Source organism: Serratia sp. TSA_198.1, assembly GCF_052686505.1.
Genome location: NZ_JBQZFP010000001.1, coordinates 169,613 through 184,982, shown reverse-complemented (window position 1 = coordinate 184,982; position 15,370 = coordinate 169,613). Strand labels below are relative to the sequence as shown.

Genomic DNA, 15,370 nt, shown 5'->3' with positions numbered 1-15,370 from the left:
TTATACATCACTGATAATTCACAATCACCTGATTGCCAATCACCCGCAGCGGCGGATTCAATCCGCCGCGCGCCTGCACGTAATAGACAAAGCGCAATTCGGCATTAGCCGGTTCCCCGTTCAACCCGTTGCTGCTGCCACTGCCGCCGCCCAACGCAATGCAACGGGTCAGCGTACAGAGCTGTACCTGCAAGCCGGCCGGTTCGGCGGCCAACAGCCGATAACGCCAACTGACGCTGGTGATGCGTGCATTCGGATCCGGCAATGCGTAAGGCGTGTGCAGACCAGGCGATTCGCCGCGAACGCCGCCATATTCCAGCGTAGCACCGACGCTGTCGGCCACCCAGGATCCCGACACCGCCTGCGCGCCAAGCGGCGCCAGCAGGCAGAGCAACGGCAAACAGTGTTTCATTATGCAGCTCCAATCGTCGACGTCATGCGGATTTGGCGATCGTCGTTGATTTCCAGATTAGACAGCACCACCATCTGCGGCAGGCTGCGGCGCAGGAAGCGCGCCAACAACGCCCGCAGCGCGTGGTTTACCAGCAGCACCGGTGGCGCGCTGAGCATTTCTTGCCGCTGTAACGCCTGTTTGGCCTGCTCCAGCAGACGGTCCGCCAGCCCCGGCTCCAATCCACCACCGCCCTGCAACGCCTGTAACAACAAGCGCTCGAGCTGGGTGTCCAGACCAATGACCTGAATTTCGCCGTTGCCCGGGAACCATTGCTGGGTGATCGCCCGCCCCAGCGCAACCCGCACCACGGTGGTCAGCTCATAAGGGTCGGTTTGCGACGGCGCATGTTCCGCCAGCGTTTCAATAATGGTGCGCATATCGCGGATCGAGACCCTTTCCGCCAGCAGGTTCTGCAATACCTTATGCAGCGTGGTCAGGGACACCACGCCGGGTACGAAATCTTCAGTCAATTTCGGTATATCCTGCGCTACGCGATCCAGCAACTGCTGGGTTTCCTGCCGGCCAAACAGTTCGCTGGCGAACTGGCCAATCAAATGATTGAGATGGGTCGCCACCACGGTGCTGGCCTCCACCACGGTAAAGCCCTGGATCTGCGCCTGTTCGCGCAACGCACTGTCAATCCATACCGCTTCCAGCCCAAAGGCCGGATCGACGGTTTTATCTCCCGCCAGTTCGCCCACCGCATTGCCCGGGTTAATCGCCAGCCAACGCCCCGGTTGCGCTTCGCCGCTGCCGATTTCTACGCCCTTCATCAGGATCCGGTAGCTGGCGGGCGACAACTCGAGGTTATCGCGGATATGCACCACCGGCGGCAGGTAGCCCATCTCTTGGGCGAATTTTTTACGGATGCTGCGGATTCGTCCGAGCAGTTCGCCGTTTTGCTGGAAATCCACCATCGGGATCAGCCGGTAGCCCACCTCCATGCCCAACGGATCTTCCAGTTGTACGTCTGACCAACTGGCTTCTACCGCCTGTGGATTATCCTGTGCCGGCGGTATCTCCTGTACCTTCGGCGCTTGTTGATCGCGCCCCCGCAGCCACCAGGCCAACCCCAACAAGGCAGCGGTGAACAGCAGGAACACCAGGTTCGGCATTCCCGGCACTAGGCCCAGCAGGCCAAGCACTGCGGCACTGAGCAACATCACGCGCGGGTTGTTGAACAGTTGGCCGACCATCTGTTCGCCCACGTCCTGATCGGTCGCCACGCGAGTCACGATGACGCCGGCGGCAGTCGAAATGACCAGCGCCGGGATCTGCGCCACCAGGCCGTCACCGATAGTCAGCAGGGTGTAGGTTTCCGCCGCCGTACCCAGCTCCATACCGTGCTGGATCACACCGACCAGCAGACCGCCGACCACGTTCAATATCATGATCATCAGCCCGGCGACCGCATCGCCGCGCACGAACTTGCTGGCGCCGTCCATTGAGCCGTAGAAATCGGCTTCCTGCGTTACCTCGGAACGGCGTTTTTTCGCCTCTTCCTCACCGACCAGACCGGCGTTGAGATCGGCGTCGATCGCCATCTGCTTGCCGGGCATGCCGTCCAGTACGAAGCGCGCCCCCACTTCGGCGATACGCCCGGCGCCCTTGGTGATAACCATAAAGTTGATCAGCACCAAAATGATAAACACCACGATGCCGATGGCGAAGTTCCCCCCCACCAGGAAGTGGCCAAAGGCCTCCACCACGCGGCCGGCGGCAGCGGAACCGGTATGCCCTTCCATCAGGATGATGCGCGTCGATGCCACATTGAGCGACAGGCGCAGCAGGGTCGAGAACAGCAATATGGTGGGGAATGCAGCGAATTCCAGCGTGCGCTGGGTAAACATCGCTACCAGCAATACCATGATCGACAAGGCAATATTGAAGGTGAACAACAGATCGAGGATAAATGCCGGTAACGGCAGCACCATCATCGACAGGATCATCAGGATCAGGATCGGGCCGGCCAGTACCTGCCACTGCGTATCTTTAAAACTGCCCGGCAAACGAAGCAAGGCGGCCAAATTAGCCATTAGAGTTACTCTCTCCAGCAAAATCCAGTGCTTCCGGCACCGGTAAACGTTCAGGTTTCTTCGGGATCAGACCGCCCTCGCGCCGCCAACGTCGCAGTTGGTAAACCCAGGCCAGAACTTCGGCCACGGCGGCATACAGGGTGGCCGGGATGTGTTGTCCAATCTCACTGTGCCGATACAGCGCTCGCGCCAGCGGCGGCGCCTCCAGCATCGGAATGCGGTGTTCCGTGCCCAGTTCACGGATGCGCAGCGCAATTTCGCCGGCGCCTTTGGCCAGCACTTTCGGCGCACTCATTTTTTGATCGTTGTACTGCAACGCCACGGCGTAATGGGTCGGGTTGGTGACTATCACGTCGGCCTTAGGCACGTCGGCCATCATGCGGCGTCGGGCGATAGCGCGCTGCTGCTGGCGGATACGGCCTTTAACGTGCGGATCGCCCTCCTGATCCTTGAACTCGTCGCGAATGTCCTGCTTGGTCATTTTCAGCTTTTTAAAATGGCTCCACAGCTGGTAGAACACGTCAAACGCCACCATCGGCGTCAACCCGAGCACCACCAACAGACCGCAGAAAATGATCATGCGCAGCGCATTGCCGAGCGCATCGAGCGGCTGTTGCGTCACCAGATGCAGCATCTCCGCCCAGTGGTGCCACAGGTACAAACCGGTGATCCATCCCACCAGCGTCGCCTTCAAAAGGCCCTTCAGCAGCTCCGCCAGCACCTGACTGGAAAACATTCGTTTCAGCCCCGACAGCGGGTTCATCCGTTTTACATCGAACTTGAGCGATTTGCCGCTTAACAACAGGCCGCCCAGCAGCATCGGCGCGGCGATAGCCACCAATACCAGACCCGCCATGATTGGCAGCAGCGCCCACACCGCCTGCCGCAACAGCATGCCCAGTTGGCGCAGCATCTGTTTGTCGTTGCTGACCATCGTATGATCGAAATTCAGCCCCTGGGTCAGCATCGCCGCCAGTTGCTGCGCCATGCCGCCACCGGCAACCCAGATGATCGACAGCCCCGCGACCAGCATCAACACCGACGTCAGCTCGCGCGAACGCGGGATCTGGCCATCCTCGCGCGCCTTTTCCACCCGGTGGGCCGTGGGGGCTTCGCTTTTTTCCAGATCGCTGTCTTCAGCCACGGGCGCGCATCCTGTGCCAGGGGGGAATAAAATTGCGGCCAGCATGCCAAAAAAACGCTGACTTCATTGATGGAACAACGGGGGAAAAGGCGGGTTATTTGGGGGATGAGGAGGAAGCGCAGGCATTGCGCCCACATGCGACATCTGGGGCGCAATAATGTGCGCCCCAGAAAGCGTCAGAAACCGAGGCTGTCGAGCAGGTCATCCACCTGCGCCTGGTTGGCGATAACGCCGGCGCCGTTTTGATCGAGTTGCGGACCGTTGAGCAAGCTGTCGTTCGGCTTTTTCTCCTTCGCCGGCTGCTCTGGAATATTTTCCATCAACACCATCAGCAGCTGCTTTTCGATCTCCTGCACCACGTCCATCATGCGTTTGATCACCTGCCCTGTCAGATCCTGGAAATCCTGCGCCATCATGATTTCCAGCAACTGGGCGTTGGTGAACGCCGTATGTTCCGGCACCTGTTCCAGATACTGCCGGGTATCGGTGACCAGTGCGCGCGCGTCGGCCAGTTCGATCGGATCGGCAAACCAGTCGTCCCAGCGCCCTTTCAGCGCTTTGGCCTCTGACTCCAGCTCCGCCTGGCGTGGCTGCGCCGCTTCCACGCAGTTCAACGCCCGTTCCGCCGCCTGCGCCGTCATGGTGACCACGTAATCAAGCCGATCGCGCGCATCCGGGATTGCCTCTGCCGCTTGGGCGATTGCCTGATCTAGCCCCAGTTCACGCATGCTGTCGCGCAACATGCGCGTCAGTTGACCAATGCGGGAAATTATCTCTCCCGCAGTCGCCGCATCGCTGGCAGGCATTGGAATGTCTCTCATCGCCCTCTCCTTACATGCCCAGTTTTTCAAAGATCTTATTGAGCTTTTCTTCCAGCGTCGCCGCCGTAAAAGGTTTCACCACGTAACCGCTGGCACCGGCCTGCGCCGCCGCGATAATGTTTTCTTTCTTGGCTTCCGCCGTCACCATCAGTACCGGCATCGCCGCCAGCGCGCCGTCGGCGCGAATGGTTTGCAGCAGTTCGAGGCCGTCCATATTCGGCATGTTCCAGTCTGATACCACAAAATCGAAACCGCCGGCGCGCAGCTTGTTCAGCGCATCCGCGCCGTCCTCAGCCTCTTCAACATTGTTAAAGCCCAACTCTTTCAACAAATTTCTGACGATGCGACGCATAGTGGAGAAATCGTCCACCACCAGAAATCTGAGATTTTTATCTGCCATGTTCACTCCCAAAGTGTTAACCGTTCAATTATGCAAAACCACCGCCGCCGTAAGGCGGCAATATAAAATCAAATGCGCAGCGCTTGCCCGCCGGCAATTTGCGCCAGCATGCGTTGGCTCATGCGATCCAGCTCCACCACCTCACTCACCCCGCCGGTGGCGATAGCCTCGCGCGGCATGCCGAACACCACGCAACTGGCCTCGTTCTGCGCCAGGGTATAAGCGCCGGCGCGGTGCATTTCCAGCATGCCCATCGCTCCGTCATTGCCCATGCCGGTCAGGATCACGCCCACCGCATTGCGCCCGGCGAACTGCGCGACAGAACGGAACAGTACGTCTACCGAAGGCCGGTGACGATTGACCGGCGGGCCGTCATTCAACTTCACCTGATAGTTGGCGCCGCTGCGCGACAGTTCCAGATGGCGATCGCCCGGCGCGATATAAGCATGGCCCGGCAGCACCCGCTCACCGTCCTCGGCCTCTTTCACCGTGATCTGGCACAGCTTGTTCAACCGTTCGGCAAACGATCGGGTGAAGCCCGGCGGCATATGCTGGGTGATCAACAGCGCCGGGCTGGTGGCCGGCAGCGGTTGCAGCACCTGACGGATCGCTTCGGTGCCGCCGGTGGAGGCGCCGATGGCAATCAACTTCTCGCTGCTCAGCAACGGCGTATGGCTAAGGATCGCCGGCGCCGGGCTGTTGGAGCGCTGCGGTAACCGCGCCTTGGCCGCCGTACGGATTTTCTCGGCAATCAGTTCGCTGTAAGCCAGCATGCCTTCGCGGATGCCAAGCTGCGGTTTGGTGACGAAATCCACCGCCCCCAGTTCCAGCGCGCGCAGGGTGATCTCCGACCCTTTACCGGTCAGCGACGACACCATCACCACCGGCATCGGCCGCAAGCGCATCAGTTTCTCCAGGAAGTCCAGCCCGTCCATGCGCGGCATTTCAACGTCCAGCGTCAGCACCTGCGGGTTAAACTTTTTGATCATATCGCGCGCCACCAGCGGATCCGGCGCGGTCGCCACCATCTCCATATCGGAATGGCTGTTCACAATTTCGGTCATCAGCTGCCGCATCAGGGCCGAATCGTCTACGCTCAATACTCTGATTTTACTCATTACCTCTCCTTGGTCAGGCCATACACGGTCTGCCCACGCAAGTAGAAATCCCGGCTGATCTGGCTGAAGTTCTCGGAGTGGCCGGCAAACATCAGGCCCCCCGGTTTAAGCAAGGGCACAAAGCGGCGCAGGATGCTCTCCTGCGTCGCCTTATCGAAATAAATCATGACATTGCGGCAAAAAATGGCGTCAAACTGCCCTGGCAGCGCCCATTCCGGCGCCAGCAGGTTGAGCGACTGGAAATTCACCCGCGCCGCCAACTCCGGCCGTACCCGCACCAGCCCCTGATGCGGACCGGTGCCGCGCAGAAAATAGCGCTGCATCTGCGCCGGCGTCAGAGTGCGCAGATCCTCGTGGCGGTAAACGCCCGCTTCGGCCTTTTCCAGCACCTGGGTATCGATATCGCTGGCCCATACCTGACAGCCGCTGGCGCGTTGCCCCAGCGCTTCGTTCAGGGTGATGGCGATCGAATACGGTTCTTCCCCGGTCGATGCCGCCGTACTCCACACGCAATAGCCGTTGGGCCGCTGGCGCGCATGCTCCGCCAGGATCGGGAAGTGGTGCGCCTCGCGGAAAAATGCCGTCAGGTTGGTGGTCAGCGCATTGATAAACGCCTGCCATTCGGCGCTGTTCGGATCACTTTCCAGCAGGGCCAGGTAATCGCCGAAATCGTTCAACCCCAGCAACCGCAGCCGGCGTACCAGGCGGTTGTAAACCATCTCGCGCTTGTGTTCCGCCAGCACAATGCCGGCGCGCTGGTAAATCAGTTGGCTGATACGCCGAAAATGCACGTCCAACAGCGGCAGGCGCTGCACCATCTGCGTCAGTAAGGATCCAGGATCCCGGTTAGGGGTCGACGGCGCCTGTTTCATACCCTATCACTCATAAAAAACGTGCTGCTTATGCGGTTTGACAATCTGAGGTTTCCTTTACCACGGGTGAAACTGCGTCTTGATTGTTGCCCGGCGCGGCGAAGTTATCGTCTGCCAGACGGAATACCGACACCGCATCGGCCAGGGTTATCGCCTGATCTTCCAGTGCGGCCGCCGCCGAGGCGGCTTCCTCCACCAGCGCGGCGTTCTGCTGGGTTACCTGATCCATTTGGGTCACCGCCTGCGTGACTTGCTCGATGCCGCGGCTCTGTTCATCGGACGCCGAAGCGATTTCGCCCATGATGTCGGTAACCCGGGTGACCGAGCGCACGATGTCCTGCATGGTCGCGCCGGAGTTTTCCACCAGCACCGAACCCTGTTTCACGCGGCTGACCGACTCGTCGATCAACCCTTTGATTTCTTTCGCCGCCTGCGCGCTGCGGCTGGCTAAATTGCGCACTTCACCGGCCACCACCGCAAAACCTCGCCCCTGTTCACCGGCACGCGCCGCTTCTACCGCCGCGTTCAGCGCCAGGATGTTGGTCTGGAAGGCAATGCCGTCGATCACGCTGGTAATGGCGCCAATTTTCTGCGAACTGTTGGCGATATCCTGCATGGTGGTCACCACGTCGCCGGCCATTTCGCCGCCCTTGGCTGCCGTGGCGGAGGCATCGCGCGCCAGTTGCGAGGCCTGGCGTGCGTTGTCGGCATTCTGTTTCACCGTGGCGGTCAACTGCTCCATGCTGGCGGCGGTCTCCTCCAGCGAGGCAGCCTGTTGCTCGGTGCGCGAAGAGAGATCGTTGTTGCCCTCGGATATTTCCTGCAGGCCAATCAGGATGGATTCTGCGCCATCGCGCACTGCGCCGACGGTGCCAATCAACGAACGCTGCATGTGCTGCAGACTGGCGAACAGCTGGCTGATTTCATTGCGGCCATAAACCTGGATCGGCGTAGCCAAATCCCCGGCGGCGATGCGGTCAAAATGGCTGCGCATGATATTCAGCGGTTGCACCAGCATATTGCGCAACCACCACAAGGCGCTGCCGGTCACCAGGATAAGCATCAGCACCGCACCGCCCACCAGCCAGCCGGACAACGAGAAGGATTGCTGATTGGCGGCGTTGGCCGCATCGACATTGGCATTCACCAGTTGCAGATACTGGACAAAATCGGCCTCGAACAGGTCCTGGGTTTTCTGCGTCGGCTGGTCCATAAACGCCTGCAGGTTATTGTTCTCCAGGAAGCCAATCAGCTCACGCAGCGCGCTGCGCAACCGGTTATAGCTGGCTTGGGTGGTTTCGGTCAGTTGCTGTTCCTGTTCGCTGTGACGCGGTACCGCCAGGAACTGGTTGAAATAGAGATCGGCTTTCTGCAGTGAGCTGCGCGCATTGCCCATCAGCGCATTCACCTGCTCTTGCGGCAGCTTAAGCGCCGAACGGGTGCCGGCGCGGTTCAGCGTATTGCGGGCCTGTAGCAGCGATACCCAGCTCAGGCTGAGAGCATCGCGCTGCTGGCTGCCGAGCGTGATCAGGTTCAGGTTGTGGTGATCGGAACGGAAAGCGGTGTACGACAAGCCGCTGGTGGCCAACTGCATAACACAAAAAGTCATCAACAACAGAAACAAACTGGTAGAGACGCGGATTCGGTTAAACACTGTGAACCTCCTTGCAGCCGGCCGACGGCCAGCTTACGACGGGGAATAAGCCTCCCGCAGAACTGCGAGGAGGCCCAATGTCGGTTAGAACGTTTCCCAGTTATCCTGCAGATCGCTGGCGTTCGTTTTTTTATGATTGAGCACCGGGAGAACGGTGGCTTTGCCGGCAGGCATTTTGAATTCGTCCTGGCCTTCCGCTTTCAGGCGGAATACCGCCACCGACTGCGTCAGCATGCTGGCTTGCTCTTCCAGAGCCGCTGCCGCAGAGGCGGATTCTTCTACCAGCGAGGCGTTTTGCTGGGTGACACGGTCCATTTCCGCCACCGCCTGGCCGACCTGATCGATACCGCGGCTCTGTTCGTCGGAGGCCGAGGCGATTTCACCCATGATGTCGGTGACGCGGGTGACCGCGTTTACGATGTCGCCCATGGTCTCGCCGGCGCTTTCCACCAGCACCGAGCCCATATCGACACGGCTGACCGAGTCTTCAATCAGACCCTTGATTTCCTTGGCTGCCTGCGCGCTGCGCTGGGCCAGGTTACGCACTTCCCCCGCCACCACCGCAAAGCCACGGCCCTGTTCGCCGGCGCGTGCCGCTTCTACCGCCGCATTCAGCGCCAGGATGTTGGTCTGGAAAGCAATGCCGTCGATCACGCCGGTAATGTCGGCAATTTTCTGCGAACTGCCGGCAATGTCGTGCATGGTCTGCACCACGTTGGCCACCACTTTGCCGCCCTTCTGCGCGGTTTCTGAGGCGCTCAGCGCCAGTTGGCTGGCCTGACGGGCGTTTTCGGCGTTCTGTTTCACCGTGGCGGTCAACTGCTCCATGCTGGCGGCGGTTTCCTCCAGCGAGGCGGCCTGCTGTTCGGTGCGAGAAGAAAGATCGTTATTGCCGGCGGCGATTTCGGAGGCGCCGCTGTAAATGGCGTCGGCCCCCTGACGCACGCCGCTGACGGTCTCGATCAGTTCGTTCTGCATGTGTTTGAGGCTGGCGGCCAGCACACCCATTTCATTGCGGCTGGTCACGGCAATCGGTTGGGTCAGATCGCCGGCGGCGATCATTTTGATATGATCGATCATGCGGTTAAGCGGACGCACCAGAATGTGGTGGATACCGCTCCACACCAATACGATCACCGCCAGCACCACGACCAACACCACGACCAGCGTCCAGATAGCGAAGCTGAAGGAGTTGTTGCTGTCTTCCACCGCGCTTTGGTAGAGCTTGTCGTTTTGCGCCAGGTAGGTGTTGTAGATGTCTTCAAAGCCGTTCTGATAGCTTTGCGTCGGTTGGTCGAAGAAGGCGTTGATCTTGCCTTCGCCCAGCAGTTGAACCAACTCGGACAACGCACCGTGCAAAATACCGTATTGCTGTTTGAGCTTTTCGGCAGACTGCGCGTCCTGACGAGGACTTAGAGGAATTTTGTCATAGGCGGCATAATGTTGTTCCGCCACCAGCAGGTTGTTTTTGGCCCCAGCCAGCAGGTCGGTAACGCTGGCGCCGCTGCCAATCTTATTGGCATCCATCATGTAACGGATCCCGGCGCGGTTCAGCGTATTGCGAGCCTGCAGCAGGTTAACCCAGCTTTCGTTCAAATCGGACTGCTGCTGGCGAATGGTCTGCAAAACGGTGAAGTTTTCTTTGTCATTCTTTAGTGAGGAGAAAAAGAGCCCGCCCGAAACCAGCTGCAAGGCGCCAAATAACACCAGTACCAGCAACAGGCTGGTGACCACCTTCATACGATTAAACATGTTTTCCCTTGTTGAAAGCCCGCGCGGACAGGCCCGAAGTCTGTTGATTGACAAAGTTATCGGCGCTGCGGGGCAGAACTTTATGCGAGGAGGTAACTATTTTTGGGTGGGGGGGTTGGGCGCACCGTGCGGCGTCCCTGCGGCGCAGAGCAATGGCTGCATATTGTTTTGTCATATGCAGGGTTCAGCACGCCGCCCTCGTATCGCCACAGGGCTTGGCGCGTACGCCCGCCAGGCGTAACATCCTGCCATCATCGGAAAGCATTTGTGAGGACGAGATGGAGAATCGACGAATCAAACGGGCGGCGTGGGTATTTGCGGGATTCTTGGCCGCCAACTTGCTGAGCAGCCTGTTGAGCTCAACGACGCAGGTCAACCTGTTGCGCAGCGCCACGGTTGCGGCGCTGTTCGCTGCCGGTTACCTGCTGGTGACCAGCCGTGTCTGGAAAAGATACGTGCTGCGCTTGAAGGATATCGATTAGTCGGGCAATGCATCATCAGGCGCTACCCGTTTTTGGGGCACAACATGCGGCGGAGATCCCTTGCCGCATGCTGAACCCGTCTCATCGCCAATCAGGCGCTTTTCGCCACGCTGTCGACCAGCGACATCTCTTCGCTGCTCAGCAGCTTTTCGATATCCACCAGGATCAGCATGCGATCGCCCAGCGACCCCAGGCCGGTCAGGTATTCGGTCGCCAGCGTCACGGCGAACTCCGGCGCCGGGCGGATCTGCTCGGTGGTCAGCGACAGCACGTCGGATACGCCGTCAACCACAATACCCACCACCCGCAGGCCAAAGTTCAGCACAATCACCACGGTGTTTTCATCGTAGGACACGTCCTGCTGGGCAAATTTCACCCGCAGATCGATAATCGGCACAATCACGCCACGCAGGTTGGTGACGCCCTTGATAAAGGCCGGCGTATTGGCGATACGCGTAACCTGATCGTATCCGCGGATCTCCTGCACCTTGAGGATATCGATGCCATATTCCTCGTTGCCCAAGGTAAAAATCAGGAACTCCTGCCCTACCGTTTCGCCAGCCAATTTGCTGACGGTTGCCAGTCCTGCCATATCATTCACCTCTACACCAATCGATTAGTTATTATCAGACGGCTGCCAAAGTCCGTTATTAGGGAGAGCGTGCCGAAGGGTGGGACACAGGGATGTGTCCCATAATAGCCCCTCGGTGCGCCAGGCCCGGGTATCTCGAACTCAAAGACAACGCTGCCATCAACCTCATTATTATTATGCAGCCGCGTCCGTCAGACGTTGTTCGCGGTTCAGCGTTTGCAGCGCCGACACATCGACAATCAGCGCCACGCTGCCGTCGCCCAGAATGGTCGCGGCGGAAATCCCCGGCACTTTGCGATAGTTGCTTTCCAGATTCTTCACCACCACCTGATGCTGGCCGATCAACTGATCCACCAGCAGCGCATAGCGGCGGCCTGCGCTTTGCAAGATCACCACAATGCCCTGAGTGGCATCGGTTTTGGCACCCGCCACCTCAAACACCCGGAACAGTTCCACCAACGGCAGATATTCGCCGCGCACCTGCAACACCCGCTCGCCGCCGGCCAACGGATGCAAGTCTTCGGCTTGCGGTTGCAACGATTCCATCACCGCATTGAGCGGCAAGATAAACACTTCGTCGTTCACCTTGACCGACATACCGTCGAGGATCGCCAGCGTCAACGGCAGCAAAATGCGAATCGCTGTGCCCTTGCCTGCCTGCGAGTGGATTTCTACGTGCCCACCCATTTCCTGAATATTTCGCTTCACCACGTCCATGCCGACGCCGCGGCCCGACACATCGGTCACCTGCTCTGCGGTGGAAAAACCCGGCGCAAAGATCAGCATGCCGACCTCTTCATCGCTCATGCTGTCGCTGACCGACATCCCTTGCGACGCCGCTTTGGCGAGAATTTTTGCCCGGTTCAGCCCGGCACCGTCGTCGGTCACCTCAATGCAGATATTGCCGCCCTGATGCTCCGCCGACAGAACCAGATTACCCACAGCCGATTTACCGGCGGCAACGCGCGTGGCCGGGTCTTCGATGCCGTGATCCAGGCTGTTGCGCACCAGGTGCGTCAGGGGATCGATAATGCGTTCGATCAGACTCTTGTCCAACTCGGTAGAACTGCCCTGCAACTGCAGCTCCACCTGCTTGTTCAGTTTGCCGGCCAGATCGCGCACCAGACGCGGGAAGCGGCTGAACACGTACTCCATCGGCATCATGCGGATCGACATCACCGATTCTTGCAGATCGCGCGCGTTACGCTCCAGTTGGCTCATGCTGTTGAGCAGATCGCCGTGATTGACCGGATCCAGGCTGCCGGAACGCTGCGCCAGCATCGACTGGGTGATCACCAGTTCCCCGACCAGGTTGATCAGTTGGTCAACTTTTTCCACCGCCACACGGATGCTGGTCGACTCGCTGGCCTTGGCGCGCGGCTTCGGCGCTTCGGCAACCGCAAGCGCCGGCTTGGCTACCGTCGGTTCTGTAGCCTGAACGGCTGGCTGTGTCGGCACCGGCGGCAACTCGGCCTGCGGCGGCTTGGCGAAGCTGATTTGCTCCGGCTCCAGCACGAAACACAGCACTGCGCTGATGTCATCTTCGCCGGCAGAGGTCAGCAGCGTCACTTCCAGGCTGCTTTCGGTCTGTTGCGGGTTTTTCACCTCGCCCAGGTTACCCAACTCTTCCAGCATCAGCGGGATTTCATTCGGCTTCAGGCCACTGAGGCAAACCCGCATCCCGCCCTCTGTCGCCGAAGGTGCGGCGACGGCAGTTTCCGTCAACGCAAGCGCAGCGGGAGCATCCTGCTGCTGTGCGTCCAGCGCAAGCTGCCGCAACGCCTGACAGATATATTCAAAGCTGTCGGCGTCTGGCTTTTGCGACGTTTTATAGGCGTCCAGTTGCTCCTGCATAATGTCTTTGGTTTCCAGAAACAGGTTGATAATTTCAGTGCTCAGGCTCATCTCCTGACGCCGCGCACCGTCCAGCAGGTTCTCCAGCAAATGGGTAGTTTCCTGCAGCACCGAGAAGCCGAAGGTCGCCGCACCGCCCTTGATCGAGTGCGCTGCGCGGAAAATGGCGTTCAGCGGTTCAATGTCCGGGGCCAGCGGATCCAGCTCCAGCAGGTGTTGCTCCATGTCGGCCAGCAACTCATCTGCTTCATCAAAAAAGGTCTGATAAAAAGCGCTAATATCCATGCTCACGGGGTCACCTCTGCTGTGAGTCGCTGTTAGTCGGTGAAGGGACTGCCGCCGGCTGCTCCGGGGCGATAAGGGTCGCCGGTGCCGTTGCCGACGGCGCCAGAGGCTTCAGATCAACCGGCCGGGCGATGCCCATCGCGTTGCTTTCGCCATTTTCGTGTTCAATGCCCTGTTGGGTTTGCTTGTTCAGCACCAGCACGGTGATGCGTCGGTTGATGGCATCATCGGCACCGTGCTGTTTCAGGCTCATGGTGGCGGCCATGCCCACCACCCGCAGCACCTTGCCCTCCGACAACCCGCCGGCGATCAGCTCGCGCCGCGAGGCGTTGGCGCGATCGGCCGAAAGCTCCCAGTTGCTGTAGCCACGCTCGCCGGTGGCGTAGGGAATATCGTCGGTATGACCGGACAGGCTGATTTTATTCGGCAAGTCATTCAGGATCGGCGCAATGGCCCGCAAGATATCGCGCATGTAGCTTTCTACCTGTGCGCTGCCGGTTTTGAACATTGGCCGGTTCTGACTATCGATGATCTGAATGCGTAACCCTTCATCCATCATGTTGATCAGCAGATGCGGACGCAGCGCTTTCAGGCGCGGATCGGATTCAATCAGCTCATCCAGCTTTTCCCGCAGCTTGTTGAGCCGCAGTTCCTCGTCACGCTTCTCCAGCGTATCGATCTGTTTTTTCACCAACCCATCCTTCTGAGTGGGGTCATCCCCACCCCCCGGGATCGGGCTGCTTTCCGAACTGCTTTTGTCGCCGGTGGTCAGCGCCACCTTCAACGGCGTGCGGAAATATTCGGCGATTTGCGTCAGCTCCTGGGGGCTGGCTATCGCCAGCAACCACATCACCAGGAAGAACGCCATCATGGCGGTCATAAAGTCAGCATAGGCAATCTTCCAGGAGCCACCGTGATGCCCCGCCTGATGCGATTTGCGTTTTCTGACCAGAACGACCGGGTGATTCTGTTTCATGCCTGCTCTTCTTCCGTCGCCTGCTGCGCCGGCGCCTTAACGCGGCGCACGTGTTCTTCCAGCTCAACGAAGGATGGCCGCTCGGTGGTGTACAGTGTTTTACGGCCAAATTCGACCGCAATCTGCGGCGCATAGCCGTTCAGGCTCGACAGCAGCGTGACCTTGATGCATTGCATCATTTTGACGTTTTCCGCGCTTTTCTGCCGCAGCAGGGTCGCCAGCGGCGAGATAAAACCGTAGGCCAGCAAAATGCCGAGGAAGGTACCGACCATCGCGTTGGCGATAAGCGCACCCAACTCGGCCGCCGGGCGATCGGCCGAAGCCAGCGCATGCACCACGCCCATCACCGCCGCCACAATGCCGAAGGCCGGCAACGAGTCGCCGACCATCGCCAGGCTACCGGCCGGCACTTCGCTTTCCTGTTCGAAGGTTTCGATCTCTTCGTCCATCAGCGCTTCAATCTCAAACGCATTCATGTTGCCGCTCACCATCAGCCGTAAGTAATCGGTAATAAATTCCACCAGGGTGTTATCGGCAAGGATGCGGGGATAATTAGAAAAAATTTCACTTTCCTGCGGGTTATCGATATCGAACTCGAGGGACAACATGCCCTGTTGACGGGATTTGGCCAGCAGGCGATACAGCAACGCCATCAGATCCATGTACAGATCCTTGCTGTACTTCGAACGGCGCATCAGTTTGGGGATAGCGCGCAGGGTGGATTTTATCGCCTTACCGTTGTTGCCTACGATAAAAGCGCCGATGCCCGCACCGCCGATGATCAAGAACTCCGACGGTTGATAAAGCGCACCGAGATGCCCCCCCACCATCATGTACCCCCCAAAAACCGCCCCCAATACCACGAGATAACCCAAAATAACTAACACACGCATTCCTTAAATTAACAATGTGGATGGAAGGTGGGATAAG

The 15,370-nt window shown here is 59.2% G+C and carries 14 protein-coding genes; 1 reads left to right on the top strand and 13 read right to left on the bottom strand.

Going from position 1 to position 15,370, the window contains the following annotated elements:
* Window positions 1-7: 7 nt before the first annotated feature.
* The 9 genes from ACUTSW_RS00850 to ACUTSW_RS00810 all read right to left on the bottom strand — a co-directional run bounded on the left by ACUTSW_RS00850 (window position 8) and on the right by ACUTSW_RS00810 (window position 10,239).
* Entirely contained in the window at window positions 8-412 is a 405-nt protein-coding gene (locus ACUTSW_RS00850; RefSeq protein WP_063201870.1) for a flagellar protein FlhE, read from the bottom strand.
* On the bottom strand, window positions 412-2,490 hold the full coding sequence (flhA, locus tag ACUTSW_RS00845) for a flagellar biosynthesis protein FlhA (RefSeq protein ID WP_445583449.1): 2,079 nt from the start codon (window positions 2,488-2,490) through the stop codon (window positions 412-414). The genes ACUTSW_RS00850 and flhA overlap by 1 nt, the downstream gene beginning before the upstream one ends.
* Complete coding sequence (flhB, locus tag ACUTSW_RS00840) at window positions 2,483-3,634, bottom strand: flagellar biosynthesis protein FlhB (protein ID WP_445583448.1); 1,152 nt, start codon at window positions 3,632-3,634, stop codon at window positions 2,483-2,485. The genes flhA and flhB overlap by 8 nt, the downstream gene beginning before the upstream one ends.
* Before the next feature lie 176 nt (window positions 3,635-3,810).
* The gene (gene cheZ, locus ACUTSW_RS00835; RefSeq protein ID WP_006326140.1) at window positions 3,811-4,455 is read right to left on the bottom strand and encodes a protein phosphatase CheZ; all 645 of its coding nucleotides are present in this window, start codon (window positions 4,453-4,455) and stop codon (window positions 3,811-3,813) included.
* 10 nt (window positions 4,456-4,465) lie between these two features.
* Window positions 4,466-4,855, bottom strand: coding sequence for a chemotaxis response regulator CheY (cheY, locus tag ACUTSW_RS00830; RefSeq protein WP_006326141.1), 390 nt, complete (start codon window positions 4,853-4,855; stop codon window positions 4,466-4,468).
* A gap of 68 nt (window positions 4,856-4,923) precedes the next feature.
* Complete coding sequence (locus ACUTSW_RS00825; RefSeq protein WP_199634820.1) at window positions 4,924-5,973, bottom strand: protein-glutamate methylesterase/protein-glutamine glutaminase; 1,050 nt, start codon at window positions 5,971-5,973, stop codon at window positions 4,924-4,926.
* Window positions 5,973-6,845, bottom strand: coding sequence for a protein-glutamate O-methyltransferase CheR (gene cheR / locus ACUTSW_RS00820; RefSeq protein ID WP_064799894.1), 873 nt, complete (start codon window positions 6,843-6,845; stop codon window positions 5,973-5,975). Before cheR ends, ACUTSW_RS00825 begins: the two co-directional genes overlap by 1 nt.
* A 28-nt stretch (window positions 6,846-6,873) precedes the next feature.
* On the bottom strand, window positions 6,874-8,499 hold the full coding sequence (locus ACUTSW_RS00815; RefSeq protein ID WP_062871198.1) for a methyl-accepting chemotaxis protein: 1,626 nt from the start codon (window positions 8,497-8,499) through the stop codon (window positions 6,874-6,876).
* A gap of 84 nt (window positions 8,500-8,583) precedes the next feature.
* Window positions 8,584-10,239, bottom strand: a complete 1,656-nt coding sequence (locus ACUTSW_RS00810) for a methyl-accepting chemotaxis protein (protein ID WP_425057557.1) — start codon at window positions 10,237-10,239, stop codon at window positions 8,584-8,586.
* 290 nt (window positions 10,240-10,529) lie between these two features.
* Here ACUTSW_RS00810 and ACUTSW_RS00805 point away from each other — a divergent pair, with 290 nt between their 5' ends.
* Window positions 10,530-10,733 (top strand): hypothetical protein, encoded by a 204-nt coding sequence (locus tag ACUTSW_RS00805; RefSeq protein ID WP_063201852.1) that lies wholly within the window; start codon window positions 10,530-10,532, stop codon window positions 10,731-10,733.
* A gap of 91 nt (window positions 10,734-10,824) precedes the next feature.
* Here ACUTSW_RS00805 and cheW read toward each other — a convergent pair whose 3' ends face one another.
* The 4 genes from cheW to motA all read right to left on the bottom strand — a co-directional run bounded on the left by cheW (window position 10,825) and on the right by motA (window position 15,327).
* Window positions 10,825-11,325: a chemotaxis protein CheW gene (gene cheW / locus ACUTSW_RS00800; RefSeq protein ID WP_004946138.1), complete on the bottom strand. Its 501-nt coding sequence runs from the start codon at window positions 11,323-11,325 to the stop codon at window positions 10,825-10,827.
* Between the two features lie 174 nt (window positions 11,326-11,499).
* The gene (gene cheA / locus ACUTSW_RS00795; RefSeq protein ID WP_445583447.1) at window positions 11,500-13,470 is read right to left on the bottom strand and encodes a chemotaxis protein CheA; all 1,971 of its coding nucleotides are present in this window, start codon (window positions 13,468-13,470) and stop codon (window positions 11,500-11,502) included.
* A gap of 4 nt (window positions 13,471-13,474) precedes the next feature.
* Window positions 13,475-14,440: a flagellar motor protein MotB gene (gene motB / locus ACUTSW_RS00790; protein ID WP_409442734.1), complete on the bottom strand. Its 966-nt coding sequence runs from the start codon at window positions 14,438-14,440 to the stop codon at window positions 13,475-13,477.
* Window positions 14,437-15,327, bottom strand: coding sequence for a flagellar motor stator protein MotA (gene motA / locus ACUTSW_RS00785; RefSeq protein WP_006326150.1), 891 nt, complete (start codon window positions 15,325-15,327; stop codon window positions 14,437-14,439). Before motA ends, motB begins: the two co-directional genes overlap by 4 nt.
* Between the last annotated feature and the right edge of the window lie 43 nt (window positions 15,328-15,370).

Coding starts and splice junctions, on each gene's coding strand:
- cheZ (WP_006326140.1), bottom strand. CDS start 4,455: ATGAGAGACATTCCAATGCCTGCCAGCGATGCGGCGACTGCGGGAGAG.
- ACUTSW_RS00850 (WP_063201870.1), bottom strand. CDS start 412: ATGAAACACTGTTTGCCGTTGCTCTGCCTGCTGGCGCCGCTTGGCGCG.
- motB (WP_409442734.1), bottom strand. CDS start 14,440: ATGAAACAGAATCACCCGGTCGTTCTGGTCAGAAAACGCAAATCGCAT.
- ACUTSW_RS00805 (WP_063201852.1), top strand. CDS start 10,530: ATGGAGAATCGACGAATCAAACGGGCGGCGTGGGTATTTGCGGGATTC.
- cheY (WP_006326141.1), bottom strand. CDS start 4,855: ATGGCAGATAAAAATCTCAGATTTCTGGTGGTGGACGATTTCTCCACT.
- ACUTSW_RS00825 (WP_199634820.1), bottom strand. CDS start 5,973: ATGAGTAAAATCAGAGTATTGAGCGTAGACGATTCGGCCCTGATGCGG.
- cheW (WP_004946138.1), bottom strand. CDS start 11,325: ATGGCAGGACTGGCAACCGTCAGCAAATTGGCTGGCGAAACGGTAGGG.
- cheR (WP_064799894.1), bottom strand. CDS start 6,845: ATGAAACAGGCGCCGTCGACCCCTAACCGGGATCCTGGATCCTTACTG.
- ACUTSW_RS00810 (WP_425057557.1), bottom strand. CDS start 10,239: ATGAAGGTGGTCACCAGCCTGTTGCTGGTACTGGTGTTATTTGGCGCC.
- flhA (WP_445583449.1), bottom strand. CDS start 2,490: ATGGCTAATTTGGCCGCCTTGCTTCGTTTGCCGGGCAGTTTTAAAGAT.